This is a genomic window from Streptomyces mangrovi, assembly GCF_900114215.1.
GTDB lineage: Bacteria > Actinomycetota > Actinomycetes > Streptomycetales > Streptomycetaceae > Streptomyces > Streptomyces barkulensis.
Genome location: NZ_FOSG01000006.1, coordinates 294,391 through 309,786, shown reverse-complemented (window position 1 = coordinate 309,786; position 15,396 = coordinate 294,391). Strand labels below are relative to the sequence as shown.

13 protein-coding genes are annotated in these 15,396 nt (G+C 72.7%); 4 read left to right on the top strand and 9 right to left on the bottom strand.

The annotated features are described in order from the left end of the window. Position 1 precedes the first annotated feature (1 nt). The 4 genes from narH (BM237_RS11515) to BM237_RS11500 are packed head-to-tail and all read left to right on the top strand — an operon-like array spanning position 2 to position 3,796. Complete coding sequence (gene narH, locus BM237_RS11515; protein WP_093849467.1) at positions 2-1,543, top strand: nitrate reductase subunit beta; 1,542 nt, start codon at positions 2-4, stop codon at positions 1,541-1,543. Beyond that, positions 1,540-2,343: a nitrate reductase molybdenum cofactor assembly chaperone gene (gene narJ / locus BM237_RS11510; RefSeq protein ID WP_093849466.1), complete on the top strand. Its 804-nt coding sequence runs from the start codon at positions 1,540-1,542 to the stop codon at positions 2,341-2,343. The genes narH (BM237_RS11515) and narJ (BM237_RS11510) overlap by 4 nt, the downstream gene beginning before the upstream one ends. Then, positions 2,340-3,152: a respiratory nitrate reductase subunit gamma gene (narI, locus tag BM237_RS11505; RefSeq protein ID WP_245793552.1), complete on the top strand. Its 813-nt coding sequence runs from the start codon at positions 2,340-2,342 to the stop codon at positions 3,150-3,152. The genes narJ (BM237_RS11510) and narI (BM237_RS11505) overlap by 4 nt, the downstream gene beginning before the upstream one ends. Continuing rightward, entirely contained in the window at positions 3,149-3,796 is a 648-nt protein-coding gene (locus BM237_RS11500) for a vitamin K epoxide reductase family protein (RefSeq protein WP_245793551.1), read from the top strand. Before narI (BM237_RS11505) ends, BM237_RS11500 begins: the two co-directional genes overlap by 4 nt. 63 nt (positions 3,797-3,859) lie before the next feature. On the opposite strand, the gene BM237_RS11495 is transcribed toward BM237_RS11500, so the two are convergent. From BM237_RS11495 to BM237_RS11455, 9 genes are all read right to left on the bottom strand, one after another. Beyond that, positions 3,860-4,234 carry a cupin domain-containing protein gene (locus tag BM237_RS11495; protein WP_245793550.1) on the bottom strand — a complete coding sequence of 125 codons (375 nt, stop codon included), beginning with the start codon at positions 4,232-4,234 and terminating at the stop codon, positions 3,860-3,862. Continuing rightward, entirely contained in the window at positions 4,231-4,989 is a 759-nt protein-coding gene (gene narI / locus BM237_RS11490; protein WP_093849465.1) for a respiratory nitrate reductase subunit gamma, read from the bottom strand. Before narI (BM237_RS11490) ends, BM237_RS11495 begins: the two co-directional genes overlap by 4 nt. Next, entirely contained in the window at positions 4,986-5,699 is a 714-nt protein-coding gene (narJ, locus tag BM237_RS11485; RefSeq protein ID WP_093849464.1) for a nitrate reductase molybdenum cofactor assembly chaperone, read from the bottom strand. Before narJ (BM237_RS11485) ends, narI (BM237_RS11490) begins: the two co-directional genes overlap by 4 nt. Further along, positions 5,696-7,417 carry a nitrate reductase subunit beta gene (gene narH, locus BM237_RS11480; RefSeq protein WP_093849463.1) on the bottom strand — a complete coding sequence of 574 codons (1,722 nt, stop codon included), beginning with the start codon at positions 7,415-7,417 and terminating at the stop codon, positions 5,696-5,698. The genes narJ (BM237_RS11485) and narH (BM237_RS11480) overlap by 4 nt, the downstream gene beginning before the upstream one ends. Beyond that, positions 7,417-11,091, bottom strand: coding sequence for a nitrate reductase subunit alpha (locus tag BM237_RS11475; RefSeq protein WP_093849517.1), 3,675 nt, complete (start codon positions 11,089-11,091; stop codon positions 7,417-7,419). Before BM237_RS11475 ends, narH (BM237_RS11480) begins: the two co-directional genes overlap by 1 nt. 237 nt (positions 11,092-11,328) lie before the next feature. Beyond that, positions 11,329-11,802 carry a hemerythrin domain-containing protein gene (locus BM237_RS11470; protein WP_093849462.1) on the bottom strand — a complete coding sequence of 158 codons (474 nt, stop codon included), beginning with the start codon at positions 11,800-11,802 and terminating at the stop codon, positions 11,329-11,331. Between the two features lie 67 nt (positions 11,803-11,869). Beyond that, a complete protein-coding gene (locus tag BM237_RS11465; protein ID WP_175540973.1) occupies positions 11,870-13,030 on the bottom strand; it encodes an MFS transporter in 1,161 nt (386 codons plus the stop codon). Positions 13,031-13,391: 361 nt separating this feature from the next. Then, positions 13,392-13,838, bottom strand: coding sequence for a CopD family protein (locus BM237_RS30280; protein WP_217655833.1), 447 nt, complete (start codon positions 13,836-13,838; stop codon positions 13,392-13,394). Next, positions 13,835-15,319, bottom strand: a complete 1,485-nt coding sequence (locus tag BM237_RS11455; protein WP_217655831.1) for a multicopper oxidase domain-containing protein — start codon at positions 15,317-15,319, stop codon at positions 13,835-13,837. Before BM237_RS11455 ends, BM237_RS30280 begins: the two co-directional genes overlap by 4 nt. Positions 15,320-15,396 lie beyond the last annotated feature (77 nt).

Below are 15,396 nucleotides of genomic sequence, written 5' to 3'. Positions count from 1 at the left end.
GATGCGCGTCATGGCCCAGATCGCGATGGTGATGAACCTCGACAAGTGCATCGGGTGCCACACCTGCTCGGTCACCTGCAAGCAGACGTGGACCAACCGCAGTGGCGTGGAGTACGCCTGGTTCAACAACGTCGAGACCAAGCCCGGCGTCGGCTATCCGCGCCGCTACGAGGACCAGGAGCAGTGGAAGGGCGGCTGGATGCTGGACAGGCGCGGGCGGCTCGTCCTGCGCTCCGGCGGCCGGGTCAGGCGGCTGCTGTCGCTGTTCTCCAACCCGGACCTGCCCTCCCTGGAGGACTACTACGAGCCGGTCACCTACGACTACGACAACCTCGTCAGCGCCCCCGCCGGGCCGGACATGCCCGTCGCCCGTCCCCGCTCGGTGCTCACCGGGAAACCCACCTCCATCACCTGGGGCGCCAACTGGGAGGACGGGCTCGGGGGCGCCCCGGAGAACGCCGGCGGCGACCCCAACCTCGGCGGGGACTGGGCCGAGAAGGTCAGGTTCGAGTTCGAGCAGACCTTCCTCTTCCACCTGCCGAGGCTGTGCGAGCACTGCCTCAACCCGGCCTGTGTCTCCGCCTGCCCGTCCGGCGCGATGTACAAGCGGGTCGAGGACGGCATCGTCCTGGTCGACCAGGACCGCTGCCGCGGCTGGCGGATGTGCGTGACCGCCTGCCCGTACAAGAAGGTCTACGTCAACCACGCCACCGGCAAGGCCGAGAAGTGCACCTTCTGCTTCCCGCGCATCGAGGCCGGGCAGCCCACCGTCTGCTCCGAGACCTGCGTGGGGCGGCTGCGCTACCTGGGCCTGCTCCTGTACGACGCCGACCGGGTCGGCGAGGCGGCCTCCACACCCGACGAGAAGGACCTCCTGGACGCCCAGCGCGGTGTCTTCCTCGACCCGCGCGACCCGGAGGTGATCGCCGCGGCCCGCGCGTCCGGCATCCCGGAGGACTGGCTGGAGGCCGCCCGCCGCTCCCCCGTGTACGACCTGGTCATGAGGTACCGGGTGGCCCTGCCGCTGCACCCGGAGTACCGCACCCTGCCCATGGTCTGGTACGTGCCCCCGCTGTCGCCCGTCCTGGACGCCGTCGACGCGGCCGGCGGGAACCAGGACGACCCCGACCACGTGTTCGCGGCCGTCACCCGGCTGCGCATCCCCCTGGAGTACCTGGCCGAGCTGTTCACCGCCGGGGACGCCGACGTGGTCGGCGGGGTGCTGATGAAGCTCACCGCGCTGCGCTCCTACATGCGCGAGCGCACCCTCGGCGAGGCCGGCGACGAGGCGGCCCTGAGGGCCGTCGGGCTCACCCCCGGTGAGGCCGAGGACCTGCACCGCCTGCTGGCCGTCGCCAAGTACGCCGACCGCTACGTCGTCCCGGCCGCCCACAAGGAGGACGCGGCGGCGCTGACCGCGATGGAGAACCGCTGCCCCGTGGAGTCCTCCGGCGACCCCCAGCCGTCCGACGGCCGCCGCGTGATGCTCGGCATCCCCACCCTGCGCCGCGCCCCGGCCTCCCCGGAAGGAGACCCCGCATGAGCCCCCTCCCGAACTCCGTCCGGGGGTACCCCCCGCCCGCCACCGTCCGCACCCGGGTGAAGGCGGCCCTGCGCCGCCCGCACCGGTCGGCCGCCCCGCTCACGCCCGAGGAGGAGGAGACGCGGGCCCTGCTGCTGCGGCTGATGTCCCTGCTGCTGCAGTACCCGGACGCCTCGCTCACCGCCGCCCGGCCGGTGCTCACCGCCACCGTCGAGGCGCTGCCGCCCTCCCCCGCCGCCGAGCGTCTGGCCGCGTTCACCGAGTGGTTCGCCGGACAGGAGCCGGACGCGCTGGAGCGGCACTACGTCGAGACGTTCGACCTGCGGCGCCGCAGCGGCCTCTACCTCACCTACTACCTGCACGGCGACACCCGCCGCCGCGGCATGGCGCTGCTGACCCTCGCCCAGCGCTACCGCGCCACCGGCTGGGACACCGACGGCGGCGAGCTGCCCGACCACCTCCCGGTCGTCCTGGAGTACGCCTCGCTCGCCGGACCGCGCGCGGGCGAGGCCCCGCTGCGCCTGCACCGGCGCGGGCTGGAGCTGATCCACCACGCGCTGGCCGACGGCGGCTCCCCCTACCGGCACGTGCTCGCCGCGCTGCTGACCCTGCTGCCGCCCGCCACCGAGGCCGATCTGAAGGCCGTCGCCGAGCTCGCCGCCCAGGGCCCGCCCGCCGAGGACGTCGGACTCGACCCGTACGGGGCGGGCGAGTTCGCGCCGCCGGGCGCGTTCGTCCCGCCCCGGCAGGCCCCGCCCACCGTCATGCCGCCCCTGTCGACCCCGGAGGGCTCCCGATGAGCGCCGCACCCGTCCCCCTGGCCGCGGCGAGTGGCGCCGAACTCCTGCTGTGGGTGGCCGTCCCCTATGTCTGCCTCGCCGTGTTCGCGGTGGGACACGTCTGGCGCTACCGGCAGGACCAGTTCGGCTGGACCTCCCGCACCAGCCAGCTGCTGGAGCACCGGTGGCTGCGCTGGGGCAGCCCGCTGTTCCACCTGGGCGCCTTCATGGTGATCGCCGGACATGTCGTCGGCCTCGCCGTGCCGGCCTCGTGGACGGAGGCGGTCGGTGTCGACGAGCACACCTACCACCTGACGGCCGTGTGGGCGGGCTCGGTCGCCGGGGTGGCCATGGTGGCCGGCCTGGGCATGCTCTGCGCCCGCCGGCTGCTGACCCGCCGGGTCCGGCTGGGAACCGACCGCAGCGACAAGGTCCTCTTCCCGCTGCTGTCCGCCACCGTGGTGCTGGGCATCGCCGCGACCGCCGCCCACAATGTGTTCGGCGCGGGGTACGACTACCGCTCCACCGTCTCCGTCTGGTTCCGCGGCCTGTTCGCACTCCAGCCGCAGCCGGAGGCGATCGCCGGAGCGCCGCTGCTGTTCCAGCTGCACGCCCTGACCGCCTGCCTGCTCTTCGCCGCCTGGCCGTTCACCCGGCTGGTGCACGTCTGGTCCGCCCCCGTGGGCTATCTGGCCCGGCCCTATCTGGTCTACCGGAGCCGGAGCGGTGCCGCGGTCCCGGCTCCCGGCGGCGGGGTGCCCCGGCCCCGCTCCGGCGGGCACGGGTCCGGTGGGCGCAGGTCCGGCGGCCGTACCGGGAGCCGGGCGTGACGGCCGGGCGGGTTCCCGGGGAGTCCGGGAGCGCCGCGCCCGCGCGGCGCTCCCCCCTGGGGGCGGGCCGGGCGACGGCCCTGGTCGTCACCCTCACCGGACTGGTCGGCTGGCTGGCCTCCTTCCAGCTGACCGCCGACGGCTGGCGGGTGCTGGGCGACCCGGACTACCGGCCATCGTGCGACCTCAGCCCCGTCGTCGGCTGCGGCAGTGTGCTGTCGAGCCCGCAGGGCAGTGTGCTGGGCTTCCCCAACATGCTGCTCGGCCTGGGCGCCTTCGCCGCCGTCGCCGCCCTCGGCGCGGCCCTGCTCCTGGGGGCGCGCCTGCACCGGGCGCTGTGGCTGGCCCTGAACGCCGGGGCGCTGGCCGGGGTCGTCCTCGTCCACTGGCTGATCCAGCAGTCGCTCTACGAGCTGGGCCGGATCTGCCCGTACTGCGCCGTGGTGTGGGCCGTCACCATCCCGCTGTTCTGGTACGTGACGCTGCACAACCTCCGGCACGGCGTCCTGCCGGTGCCGCGCCGCGCGCGGGGCGCCCTGCACTCCGTGCTGGAGCTGCACGGTGTGATCCTGGCGACCTGGTACGCCGTCATCGTGCTGCTGGTCCTCACCCGCTTCTGGGACCACTGGACCGGCCTGCTGTGAGACGGCCCGGCCCGGCGCGGACCCGGTGAGGGGGCTGGTCCGCGCCGGGCCGGGCCGGCGGGGTCAGTCCAGCCGGACGGTGAGCAGCACCAGGGCGTCGGTGTCGGCGGTCAGCCGGTGGCGCTCCGCGGGGATGGCGATGAGGTCCTCCGGGCCCAGCTCCCACTCCCGCTCGACGGTGCTCAGCGTCACCCGGCCGGCCAGGCACAGCAGCGTCGCGGCCCCCGGCGCCTGGTGTTCGGCCAGTCCGTGGCCGGAGGCCAGCGCCATCAGGGTCACGCTGAGTCCGGGGACCTTGACGACGGTCTGCGCCTTCCGCCCGGAGCCGGCCGCCCCCGCCTCGGCCAGCAGCCATTCGCCCTGGGCCTTCAGCCCGGCCACCTCTCCGGCGGGATGCTTCTCGCGGTCCGGCTCGGGACCGCCCTGCGGAGTGATCATCGGACACGCTCCCATCCGCGCCGGGTGGCACGCGAGCCCAACTGCGTGTCCCGGCTGCGGTAGACGATGTAGGGACGGGTGAGGTACCCCAGCGGAGCGGTCAGCATGTGCACCAGCCGGGTGAACGGCCAGACGGCGAACAGGGCCAGCGCGCTGAGCGCGTGGAGCTGGAACAGCAGCGGCACGCCGACCATCAGCGCGGGGTCGGGCTGGAAGTAGAAGATCGACCGGAACCAGGGGGAGATGGTGGTCCGGTAGTCGTAGCCGTCGTCGACGATGTTGGCGGCCACCGTGGCGGCCAGCCCCAGCACCAGTGCCGCGGTGAGCATCAGGTACATCAGCTTGTCGTTGCGGGTGGTGGCGCTGAAGACCGGGCCGACGGTGCGGCGCCGGTAGATCAGGATGGCGATCCCGCCCAGTGTGCACACGCCCGCGATGGTGCCCATGACGACGGCGGAGACATGGTAGGTGTGCTCGCTCACCCCCGCCGCCTCGGTCCAGCTGTTGGGGATGACCAGGCCGACGACATGGCCGATCAGCACCACCAGGATGCCGAAGTGGAACAGCGGGCTGCCGATGCGCAGCAGGCGCTTCTCGTAGAGCTGGGAGGAGCGGGTGGTCCAGCCGAACTTGTCGTAGCGGTAGCGCCAGACGTGCCCGCCGACGAACAGCACCAGCGCCACGTACGGCAGGATCACCCACAGCAGGATGTCGAGCGCGCCGGGATCGGCGGCGTTCTGGGCCAGGTGCGTCATCGGCGGCCTCCCACCGGGTCGGGCATGTACTGGGGCGGTGCGAAGGGCGCCAGGCCCACCTCCTCCTCGGGCGGCCCCTCGGCGGCCAGGCGGGCGACGGCCTCGCGCTCGTCGCCGCCCAGCGGCGGCAGGGTGGCCGAGACCGAGTCCAGGACGTGCGCCCAGGGCGCGCCGGTGTCGTGCAGGGCCAGGCGCAGCAGTTCCAGGCCGGCGCGGTGCTCGGTCAGCAGCTTCCGCCCGGCCTCGGGCTCGCCGGCGGCGAACTCCAGGACGACGGCCAGGTGGTCGGGCAGTTCCTCGTCGGTCAGGCGCAGTCCGGCGGCGGCGTACGTCCGCTTGATGCGCAGCAGCGCCACGCCGCGTTTGCGGGTGTCGCCGTGGGCGTAGTAGGTCAGGAACGGGCAGCAGCGTCTGCGGTGGTCGAAGACCTCCACGTACTCGGCGGCCAGGCGGGCGGCGCCGGTGCGCTCGGCGTGGTCCAGGAAGCGGTGCAGGGGGGCCGCGACCGGTTCGGGCAGCGCGGCCGCGACCCGGCGGGCCAGACGGAGGCGGCCGTCCAGGTGCTCGTCGGGGTAGGCCAGTAGCAGGGACTGGATCTGCCAGGCCGGTGCGGGCAGGGAGGCTTCCGGTCCGGACGTGTGCCCGGATGTGTGCCCGGTGGCACGCTCGGTGGCGCTGTCGGGGGTGTGGTCGGTGGTGCGGGGGGTCATGGCTTCGGCTCGCTCTCGGCGTTCGGGTCGGTGCCGTCCATCAGTTCCCTCGGGGGCGCCTCCCCGCTGCCGGGACTGTCGGGGAAGAGCCCCTTCGGGCGGCCCTTTCCGTCCCAGTTGAGGAGGTTGACGCGATTGGCCTTGTCCGCCGGGTCGGTGAGGGAGTCGGTGGTCTGGCGGGCGTGGAGCATCCGGAAGTTCTCCACGGCCACCGGGTCGGGCCCGCCGGACGCCTCGCCGAAGGGACCCGAGCCTCCCATACCGGGGCCGCCCTCGTAGTCCAGGCTGCACTCGGTGGCCAGTTCCTCCAGGCCGTGCGCCTGCTCGGCGTGGGCGGGCGGGATGACGTACCGCTCGTCGTACTTGGCCAGTGCCAGCAGCCGGTACATCTCGTACATCTCCTCCTCGCCCATGCCGACGGCGGCCGGGATGGAGGAGTCGGGCTCACGGCCGAGGTTGATGTCGCGCATGTAGCTGCGCATGGCGGCGAGCTTGCGCAGTACGGCGTCGACGGGGGCGGGATCGCCGGCGGTGAACAGCTCGGCGAGGTACTCGACGGGGATGCGCATCGTGTCGATGGCGGCGAAGAGGTTGCCGCGGTCCTCGGCGTCGTGGCCGGTGCCGCGCACCGCGTCGACGACCGGGGACAGCGGCGGGATGTACCAGACCATGGGCATGGTGCGGTACTCCGGGTGCAGCGGCAGGGCCACCTTGTAGGTGTTGATCAGGGAGTGGACCGGGGAACGCTGGGCGGCCTCGATCCAGTCGCGGGGGATGCCCTCGCGCTCGGCCGCCGCGATCACCTCCGGGTCGTTCGGGTCGAGCAGGATGCTCCGCTGCGCCTCGTACAGGTCCTTGTCGTCGGGGGTGGAGGCGGCCTCCAGCACCCGGTCGGCGTCGTAGAGGACCAGGCCGATGTAGCGCAGCCGTCCCACGCAGGTCTCGGCGCAGACGGTGGGCAGTCCGACCTCGATGCGCGGGAAGCAGAAGGTGCACTTCTCGGCCTTGCCGGTGCGGTGGTTGAAGTAGACCTTCTTGTACGGGCAGCCGGTGACGCACATCCGCCAGCCGCGGCAGCGGTCCTGGTCGACCAGGACGATGCCGTCCTCGCTGCGCTTGTAGATCGCCCCCGAGGGGCAGGAGGCGGCGCACGAGGGGTTGAGGCAGTGCTCGCAGATGCGCGGCAGGTAGAACATGAAGGTCTGCTCGAACTCGAACTTCACCTTGTCCGCGATCTCGGCGACCAGCACGTCCTTGCCGCCGTGCTCCGGAGCCCCGCCGAGGTTGTCGTCCCAGTTCGCCGACCAGGTGATCTTCATGTCCTCGCCGGTGATGAGGGACTTGGGCCGGGCGACGGGGCTGTGCTCCTGCAGGGGGGCGTTGGTGAGGGTCTCGTAGTCGTACGTCCACGGCTCGTAGTAGTCGTCGAGCGCGGGCAGCTTGGGGTTGGAGAAGATGGTGATGAGCTTCTTGAACCGGCCGCCGGCCCTGAGCTTCAGCCGTCCCCGCTTGTTGACCTCCCAGCCGCCCTTCCAGGTCTCCTGGTCCTCGTAGCGGCGCGGGTAGCCCTGGCCGGGCCGGGTCTCGACGTTGTTGAACCAGACGTACTCCACGCCGCTGCGGTTGGTCCATGCCTGCTTGCAGGTGACCGAGCAGGTGTGGCACCCGATGCACTTGTCGAGGTTCATCACCATCGCCATCTGGGCCATGACCTTCATCAGTAGGTCACCTCCTGGGAGCGGCGGCGGATGACGGTGACCTCGTCGCGCTGGTTGCCGGTGGGGCCGAGGTAGTTGAAGGCGAAGGAGAGCTGGGCGTAGCCGCCGATCAGGTGGGAGGGTTTGATCAGCAGCCTGGTCAGGGAGTTGTGGATGCCGCCGCGCCTGCCGTTGGTCTCGGAGCGGGGCACGTCGATGAGCCGGTCCTGCGCGTGGTGCATGTATACGGTGCCCTCCGGCATGCGGTGGGAGACGATCGCGCGGGCGACGACCACGCCGTTGCGGTTGACCGCCTCGATCCATTCGTTGTCGGCCACTTTGATCTTCCGCGCGTCCTCCCGGCTCATCCAGACGGTCGGCCCGCCGCGGGAGAGCGAGAGCATGAACAGGTTGTCCTGGTACTCGGAGTGGATGGACCACTTGTTGTGCGGGGTCAGGTACCGGACGGTGACGCCCAGTTCGCCGGTGCTGCCGACCTGTGGCTCGTCGAAGAGGGCGTGCATGTTCAGCGGTGGCCGGTAGACGGGCAGCCACTCGCCCAGCTCCGCCATCCAGTCGTGGTCGAGGAAGAAGTGCTGGCGTCCGGTGAGGGTGTGCCAGGGCTTGAGGCGCTCGACGTTGATGGTGAAGGGCGAGTAGCGCCGCCCGCCGGACTCCGACCCGGACCACTCCGGGGAGGTGATGACGGGGACGGGACGGGCCTGGGTGTCGGCGAAGGTGACCTGTTTGCCCTCGTGTTCGGCGGCCAGGTCGGCCAGCCGGGTGCCGGTGCGGGCCTCGACGCTGCGGAAGCCCTGGGTGGCCAGGTGCCCGTTGGTGGTGCCGGACAGGGCGAGGATCGCCTCGCACGCCTGGACGTCGCGGGCGATGGAGGGACGGCCGTCGGCGACGCCGCCGTGGACGGTGCCGTTCTTGCTCCGCAGGTACTCCAGTTCCCGGTCGAGTTTGAAGGTGACGCCCTTGGTGGTGGCGCCCTGGCTGTCCAGCAGGGGGCCGAGGGCGGTCATCTTGTCGGCGACGGCCGCGTAGTCGCGTTCGACGGTCACCAGTTTGGGCATGGTGCGGCCGGGGACGGGCTCGCACTCGCCGGCCTTCCAGTCCCGTACTCGGCCGTGGGGGTTGGCCAGTTCGTCCGGGGTGTCGTGCAGGAGGGGGGCGGCGACCACGTCGCGGAGGGTGCCCAGGTGGTCGGCGGCCAGCCGGCTGAAGGCCTTGGCGATGGTGTTGAAGGCGTCCCAGTCGGTGCGGGTCTGCCAGGGCGGGGAGATGGCCGGGTTGAACGAGTGCACGTAGGGGTGCATGTCGGTGGTGTTGAGGTCGTGCTTCTCGTACCAGGTGGCGGCCGGGAGCACGATGTCGGAGTAGATGGTGGTGGACGTCATCCGGAAGTCCAGCGACAGCAGCAGGTCGAGCTTGCCGGTGGGTGCCTGCTCGTGCCAGACCACATCCCGCGGGCGGGCTCCCTCGGGCGCCTCCTCGGCGCGCACGGAGGAGTCGGTGCCCAGCAGGTGTTTGAGGAAGTACTCGTTGCCCTTGGCGGAGGAGCCCAGCAGGTTGGCCCGCCACACCGTCAGCACGCGGGGGAAGTTGGCCGGGTCGTCCGGGTCCTCGGCGGCGAACCGCAGCCGCCCGGACTTCAGCTCGTCCACCACGTACTCCCCCACCTCGCGGCCGGCCGCCGCGGCGTCCTCGGCCACGGCCAGCGGGTTGCGGTCGAAGGTGGGGTAGGACGGCATCCAGCCCATGCGGGCGGACTGGGCGATGACGTCGGCGGTGGTCTTTCCGGCGAACGTGCCGCCCGCGGAGGCCGCCGAGAGGGTGTCGGCGCTGAAGGGGTCGTAGCGGAACTGGTCGGTGTGCAGGTACCAGTACGCGGTCTGGATCATCTGCCGGGCGGGCCGGTTCCAGTCGGCGGCGGTGGCCAGCGCCGAGTAGCCGGTGATGGGGCGGACCTTCTCCTGGCCGACGTAGTGGGCCCAGCCGCCGCCGTTGACGCCCTGGCAGCCGGTGATGGTCGTCAGGGTGAGGAACGCCCGGTAGATGGTGTCGGAGTGGAACCAGTGGTTGGTGCCCGCACCCATGATGATCATGGAACGGCCGCCGGACTCCTCGGCGTTGTCGGCGAACTCCCGCCCGATCCGGGCGGCCTTCTCCGCCGGAACCCCGGTGATGGCCTCCTGCCAGGCGGGGGTGTAGGGCTGGGAGGCGTCGTCGTAGCCGGTGGGCCAGGTGCCCGGCAGCCCGTCGCGGGCGACGCCGTACTGGGCCAGCAGCAGGTCGAAGACGGTGGTGACCGGCTTCCCGCCGATCCGGCGGACGGGGACGCCGCGGCGCAGTGACGCGGCCCGGCCGTCGGGGGTGTCGAAGCGGGGCAGTTCGACCTCGACCGCCGCCTCGCCGCCGCCGGAGGCGGTGAGCAGCGGGTCGGTGTCGCCCAGCTCCAGGTTCCACTTCCCGGCGCCGGACTCGCCGTAGCGGTGGCCGAGCGAGCCGTTCGGCACCACGGGGTCACCGGTGGCCGAGTCCAGCAGGACGGTCTTGAACTCCGCGTTCTCCGCCTCCGCCTCGGCCCCGCCGAGGTCGGCGGCGGTCAGGAACTTGCCCGGCCGGTACACACCTTCCGGGCCCTCCTCCAGGCGGACCAGGAACGGCAGGTCGGTGTAGCGCTTGACGTAGTCGGCGAAGCGCCCGGCCTGCCGCTCGACGAAGAACTCCTTGAGGATCACATGGCCCATGGCCATCGCCAGCGCCCCGTCGGTGCCCGGGTGCGGGGCCAGCCACTCGTCGGCGAACTTGACGTTGTCGGCGTAGTCGGGGGCGACGGCGACGACCTTCTGGCCCCGGTAGCGGGCCTCGGCCATCCAGTGCGCGTCGGGGGTGCGGGTCACCGGCAGGTTGGACCCCCACATGACCAGGTAGCCGGCGTCCCACCAGTCCCCGGACTCGGGGACGTCGGTCTGGTCGCCGAAGACCTGCGGGGAGGCGACGGGCAGGTCGGCGTACCAGTCGTAGAACGACAGCATCGCCCCGCCGAGCAGGGAGTAGAAGCGGGCTCCGGCGGCGTGGGAGACCATCGACATCGCCGGGATCGGGGAGAAGCCGGCCAGCCGGTCGGGGCCGTACTCCTTGATGGTGTGGACGTGGGCGGCGGCGATCATCTCGGCCGCCTCCTCCCAGGTGGCCCGCACCAGGCCGCCCTTGCCGCGCACCGACTTGTAGCGCCGGGAGCGCTCGGGATCGGAGACGACGTCGGCCCAGGCCGCCACCGGGTCGCCCAGGCGCTGTTTCGCCTCGCGGTACATCTGCAGCAGCACCCCGCGCACATACGGGTAGCGCACCCGGGTGGGCGAGTAGGTGTACCAGGAGAACGCGGCGCCGCGCGGGCAGCCGCGGGGCTCGTACTCGGGGCGGTCGGGGCCGACCGACGGGTAGTCGGTCTGCTGGGCCTCCCAGGTGATGATGCCGTCCTTGACGTACACCTTCCACGAGCACGACCCGGTGCAGTTGACCCCGTGGGTGGAGCGCACCACCTTGTCGTGGGACCACCGGTCCCGGTAGAAGGTGTCGGCCTGGCGTCCGCCGATGCGGTACAGGGCCCGGCGGTCCTCGGAGACCTCGGCGCGGGTGAAGAAACGGCGGCTGCCCACCAGGGCGTCGGCCACCTCGCCGTCCAGACCGGGACGGTGCTCCGTCTCCGCCGCGGTCTTCCTGTTCCTCGCTCTCACCTGCGCGTCCCTCCCGGGATCGGAAGTCGGTTCACGCACCGGGCCGCGGGCGGCCGGGCGCCCACTTTCGATCGGACGCGTTCCCTGCTCCGCGCCGGTGCTGGCCCGTTGACTACCCGGAAAGCAAGATCTCACACGGGCCGTTCGGAAGTGTTTCCGATCATTCACCGGCGCGGTCGCGCGAGGTCAGGCCGCGGCGGCGGGCATCCCCGATCCGGCGCGGCCGCGGGCGGCGGCGACCGCCTCCCAGTCCTCGGTGTCCAGCACGGACAGGGCGGCGGGGAAGACGCCGTCCTGCTCCTTGAGGATGTGCTCGCGCAGCGTCTCCAGGGCCTCCCACAGGCGCTGCGGCCAGTCCGGGTCGGCCGGTGTGCCGCCCCCGGCCTCCGCCAGCACCGACTCGATGCGCCGGTGCTCGTCCTCCAGTGCCGCGATGTGGTCGGGGAACTCCTCCTTCATCGCGGGGAAGAGACCGTGCTCCTCGACCTCGGTGTGCGGGCCGAGGACCGCGGCGATGCTCCGGGCGGCCCGGGCCATCCGGGGGAGGTCGCCGTCGCTTTGGGCCGCGCGCACCTCGCCGATCATGTTGACGACCGTGTCGTGTTCACGGGTCAGCTCGTCGATGGCTTCCAGGGACTGGCAGCCGCAGTACTCGCACATGTCTCCTCTTTCCCTTCTTCTTCCGGGCGCCGCGCCGTCAGGCGTCATACCGTCAGGTGTCGCGGCGTCAGGCGTTGTGCCGTTCCACGGCCCGCCGCACCCCGGTGAGGGTGTAGACCAGGGCCGCCGCGGCGACCAGGGCCAGCAGCGCCAGGCCGATCGCGTAGGAGTCGGTGGCCCCGTAGACCGCGCCCATCACCAGCGGGGGCAGGAATCCGCCCAGTCCTCCCGCGGCGCCCACCACACCGGTGACCGAGCCGACCTTGTCCGCCGGGGCGGCCAGCGAGACCAGGGCGAAGGTCGCGCCGCTGCCGGCGCCCAGGGCGACGGCCATCGACAGGAAGGCCACGGTGCCCTGCGGGGCCAGGTCCAGGGTGAAGGACTGCATCACGGCCCCGACGACGACCACCGCCAGGGAGGCGGCCAGGACGCGCACCGGGCCGAAGCGGTCCGACAGCCATCCGCCGATCGGGCGCATCAGCACCGCCAGCACCACGAACCCGGCCATCCGGTTGGCCGCGTCCGTCTGCTCCAGCCCGTAGGCGGTCCTGAGGTAGACCGGCAGGTAGACCGAGAAGGCGACGTAGCCGCCGAACGCCACCGCGTACAGCGCCGACGCCTGCCAGGTGATTCCCAGGCGGGCGGTGGCGGCCAGCCGGCGGAGCAGAGGCTGGGAGGGCACGGTGCGGCCGGGGGCGTCGCGCAGCACCGCGTAGGCCAGGACCGCGTAGAGGGCGAGGGCGACGGCGGTGATCACGAACGGGGTGGCGGTTCCGTGGTCCTTGACGAGCTGGACCGTGGTCAGGGCGCTGATGGCGGTGCCGCCCATGCCCGCGCCGAAGACTCCGATGGCCAGGCCGCGTCGCGCGGGCGGGAACCAGGCGTTGACGAACGGCACCCCGATGGCGAAGGCGGTGCCGCCGATGCCGAGGAAGAAACCGCCGATCAGCAGCCCCGCCAGGGATGTGTGGCCGGACAGGCCCAGATAGAGGACGGGGACGATGGTCGCGGCGGAGACCAGCGGGAACATCACCCGGCCGCCGAACCGGTCGGTCAGCGCGCCCACCGGAATACGGCCCACCGAGCCGACGATCACCGGCACCGCGACGATCAGCGACTGCTCGAAGGAGGACAGCTCCAGGATCTCCTGGAAGCGGGGGCCCAGCGGGCTCAGCAGCGCCCACGCCCAGAAGTTCAGGGCGAAGCCGACGGTGGCGACGGCCAGCATCAGCAGGCGCCGCTTCGCGGCTTCGTCGGCACCGGTCCCCTCGGCGGTCGGACGGGTGGGCGCGGTCGTCCCGCGCGGCTCACGGTCCATGGTGGTTTCCGTATCCGTTTCGTACGGCAGTGTGGTCATGTCGTCCTCGGCCGATTCGATGGTGGCTCCGTGTCGCGGGCCGGAACCGGCGGTGTGTGCTCAGGTGCCCTGAGCGGCCGGCGCCATGCCCGCACCTCAAGGGTCTTCACACCCCTGTCCTGCGGTAAGGGACCAACAGGTCCCGCAAGGGACCATTGGTCTCGCCTTTTCCGGGGCCGTCCGGCACGGCTCCGCGGCGCGGCCCCCGGCACTCCCCGCGGCACGGCGCCCATCAGGTGACGGGCAGGGCCGTGGCCAGGAGCACCACTCCCAGCGAGCCGACCAGGGAGGTGACCGCCAGGGCGCGGGCCAGCTCCGGGCGGCCCCGCGAGTGGGCCCGGCCGTGCAGCGCGGCGACTGCCATCACGGCGGTGAACAGGGCCAGCTTGGCAGCCAGGGTCCGCCCGTAGCCGGGCTCGGCCAGCGAGGCCCAGGTCACCCCCTTGTGCCAGGCCATCGCCACCCCGCTGGCCAGCTGGAGGGGGAGGAACACCGCCCCGGTGAGCTTCCCGAAGCGGCGTCCGGCCTCCCGTACGAACCGCCCCCGGGCCTCGGGGGCCAGCATCCGGCGGGCCAGCGGCAGGATCACCAGCGACAGGGCCAGTTGCCCGCCGACCCACAGCGCGGCCCCGATGACGTGGGTGAAACGTACGAGGGCCCAGGCGTCCACCCCGTTCACCTCCTCACCTCCACCGCTCCGTGGGCGCCGGCCTCGGCGCGCCGCATGTCGTGGTCGACGAACGGATAGCGGCCGGCCTCGGGGAACACCGCCTCGACGAAACCCCCCTGCGCGGTGGACAGGCCGAGCACCTGGGCGCCCCCGGGATCCTCCGGGCGCAGCCGGTGGGCGCCCTCCTGATACACGGTGTCGAACACCGTGCCCACCACATGGAAGGCCACCCCGTCGCCCGGCCCCGCCGCCACCACCCAGAAACGGACCCGCTCCCCCGCCCGCGCGGTCAGGGGCTCCCGGGCGTACTGGCCGGCCACCCCGTTGAAGGCCCAGGCGTCCGGGGTGTTGGCGCGCATCCTCGCCACCTGCTCCTCACCGCCGACGGCGCCCAGATAGAGCTGGGAGGCCACCAGCAGATACTCCCGGTCCACCTCGGGCAGACCGGGCGGATCGATCACCACGGCCCCGTACATGCCGTTGGCGATGTGCTGGAGCATCGGCGCGGTGCCGCAGTGGTACAGCCACGCGCCCGCCCGCTCGGCGGTGAACCGGTAGACCAGCGACTGGCCCGGCTCGATGGTGCGCATCGGCTTGTCGGGGGCCAGCGCCCCGGCGTGGAAGTCGATGCTGTGGCCCATGGCGCCGTCGTTGACCAGGGTGATCTCGAAGGTGTCACCGACCCGGCCGCGCAGGGTGGGGCCCGGCGCGGTACCGCCGAAGGTCCACATCCGCTGCCGCACCCCGGGAGCGACCTCGATGTCCTTCTCCACGGTGCGCAGGGTCACCCGGTGGACGCGGCCCGGGCCGGCGGGCGGCAGCGCGGCCGGCCGGGAGGCCCAGCCCGGCGAGAACTCCGCGGCCAGATCCGGCCCGGCCGCCCCGGCGACCGGGGCGTGTTCCTCATGCTCCTCGCCCCCACCGGCGCCGCCCGCGCCGGTCTCCCCTGCCGCGATGCGCATGCTCATGCCCGCGGCACGGTGTCCGGCCACGGTGCACCAGGCCGCGCGGTCGGCGGTGACCGTTCCGACGTCCAGACGGGCGCTCTCGCCCCGGCCGAGCATCGGAGTGGCGGGGCCGTCCTCCACCCGCAGGTCGTGGCGCATGGCGTCCCGGTTGACGACCTCCAGGACCAGGCGGGTGCCGGAGGGGACCTCGACGGTGGCGGGGCTGACCCGCATGCCCCTCAACTCCACCCGCACGGTGCGGGTCCCGGAGGCGCCCGTGGTGTCGGCGCCCCGGCCGCCCGCCGCCTCCACTCCGCCGCCCGGTGTCCCGGCCACCAGTACGGCCAGTACGGTCAGCAGGACGCCGGCCACGGCTCCGAACAGGGGCGCCCGCCGCGAGGTGCTCGTGGGCGGGGGTCCGCCGCGGGGTCCGGGCGGCCGGCCGGCCGGGGTGGGCGGGCCGGGCGGTTCGGGTGGTTCGGACGGTGCGGGTATGCCCGGTGGCGGGGCGTCGGCGGCCTCGGCCGGGGGTGGGGTGGTCACGTGCGCTCCTCAGGGTCCCGTCGCGGTCGCGGCGGATGATCGGGACATCGAGGCCGATTGTCGTTCCGGGGCGTGCC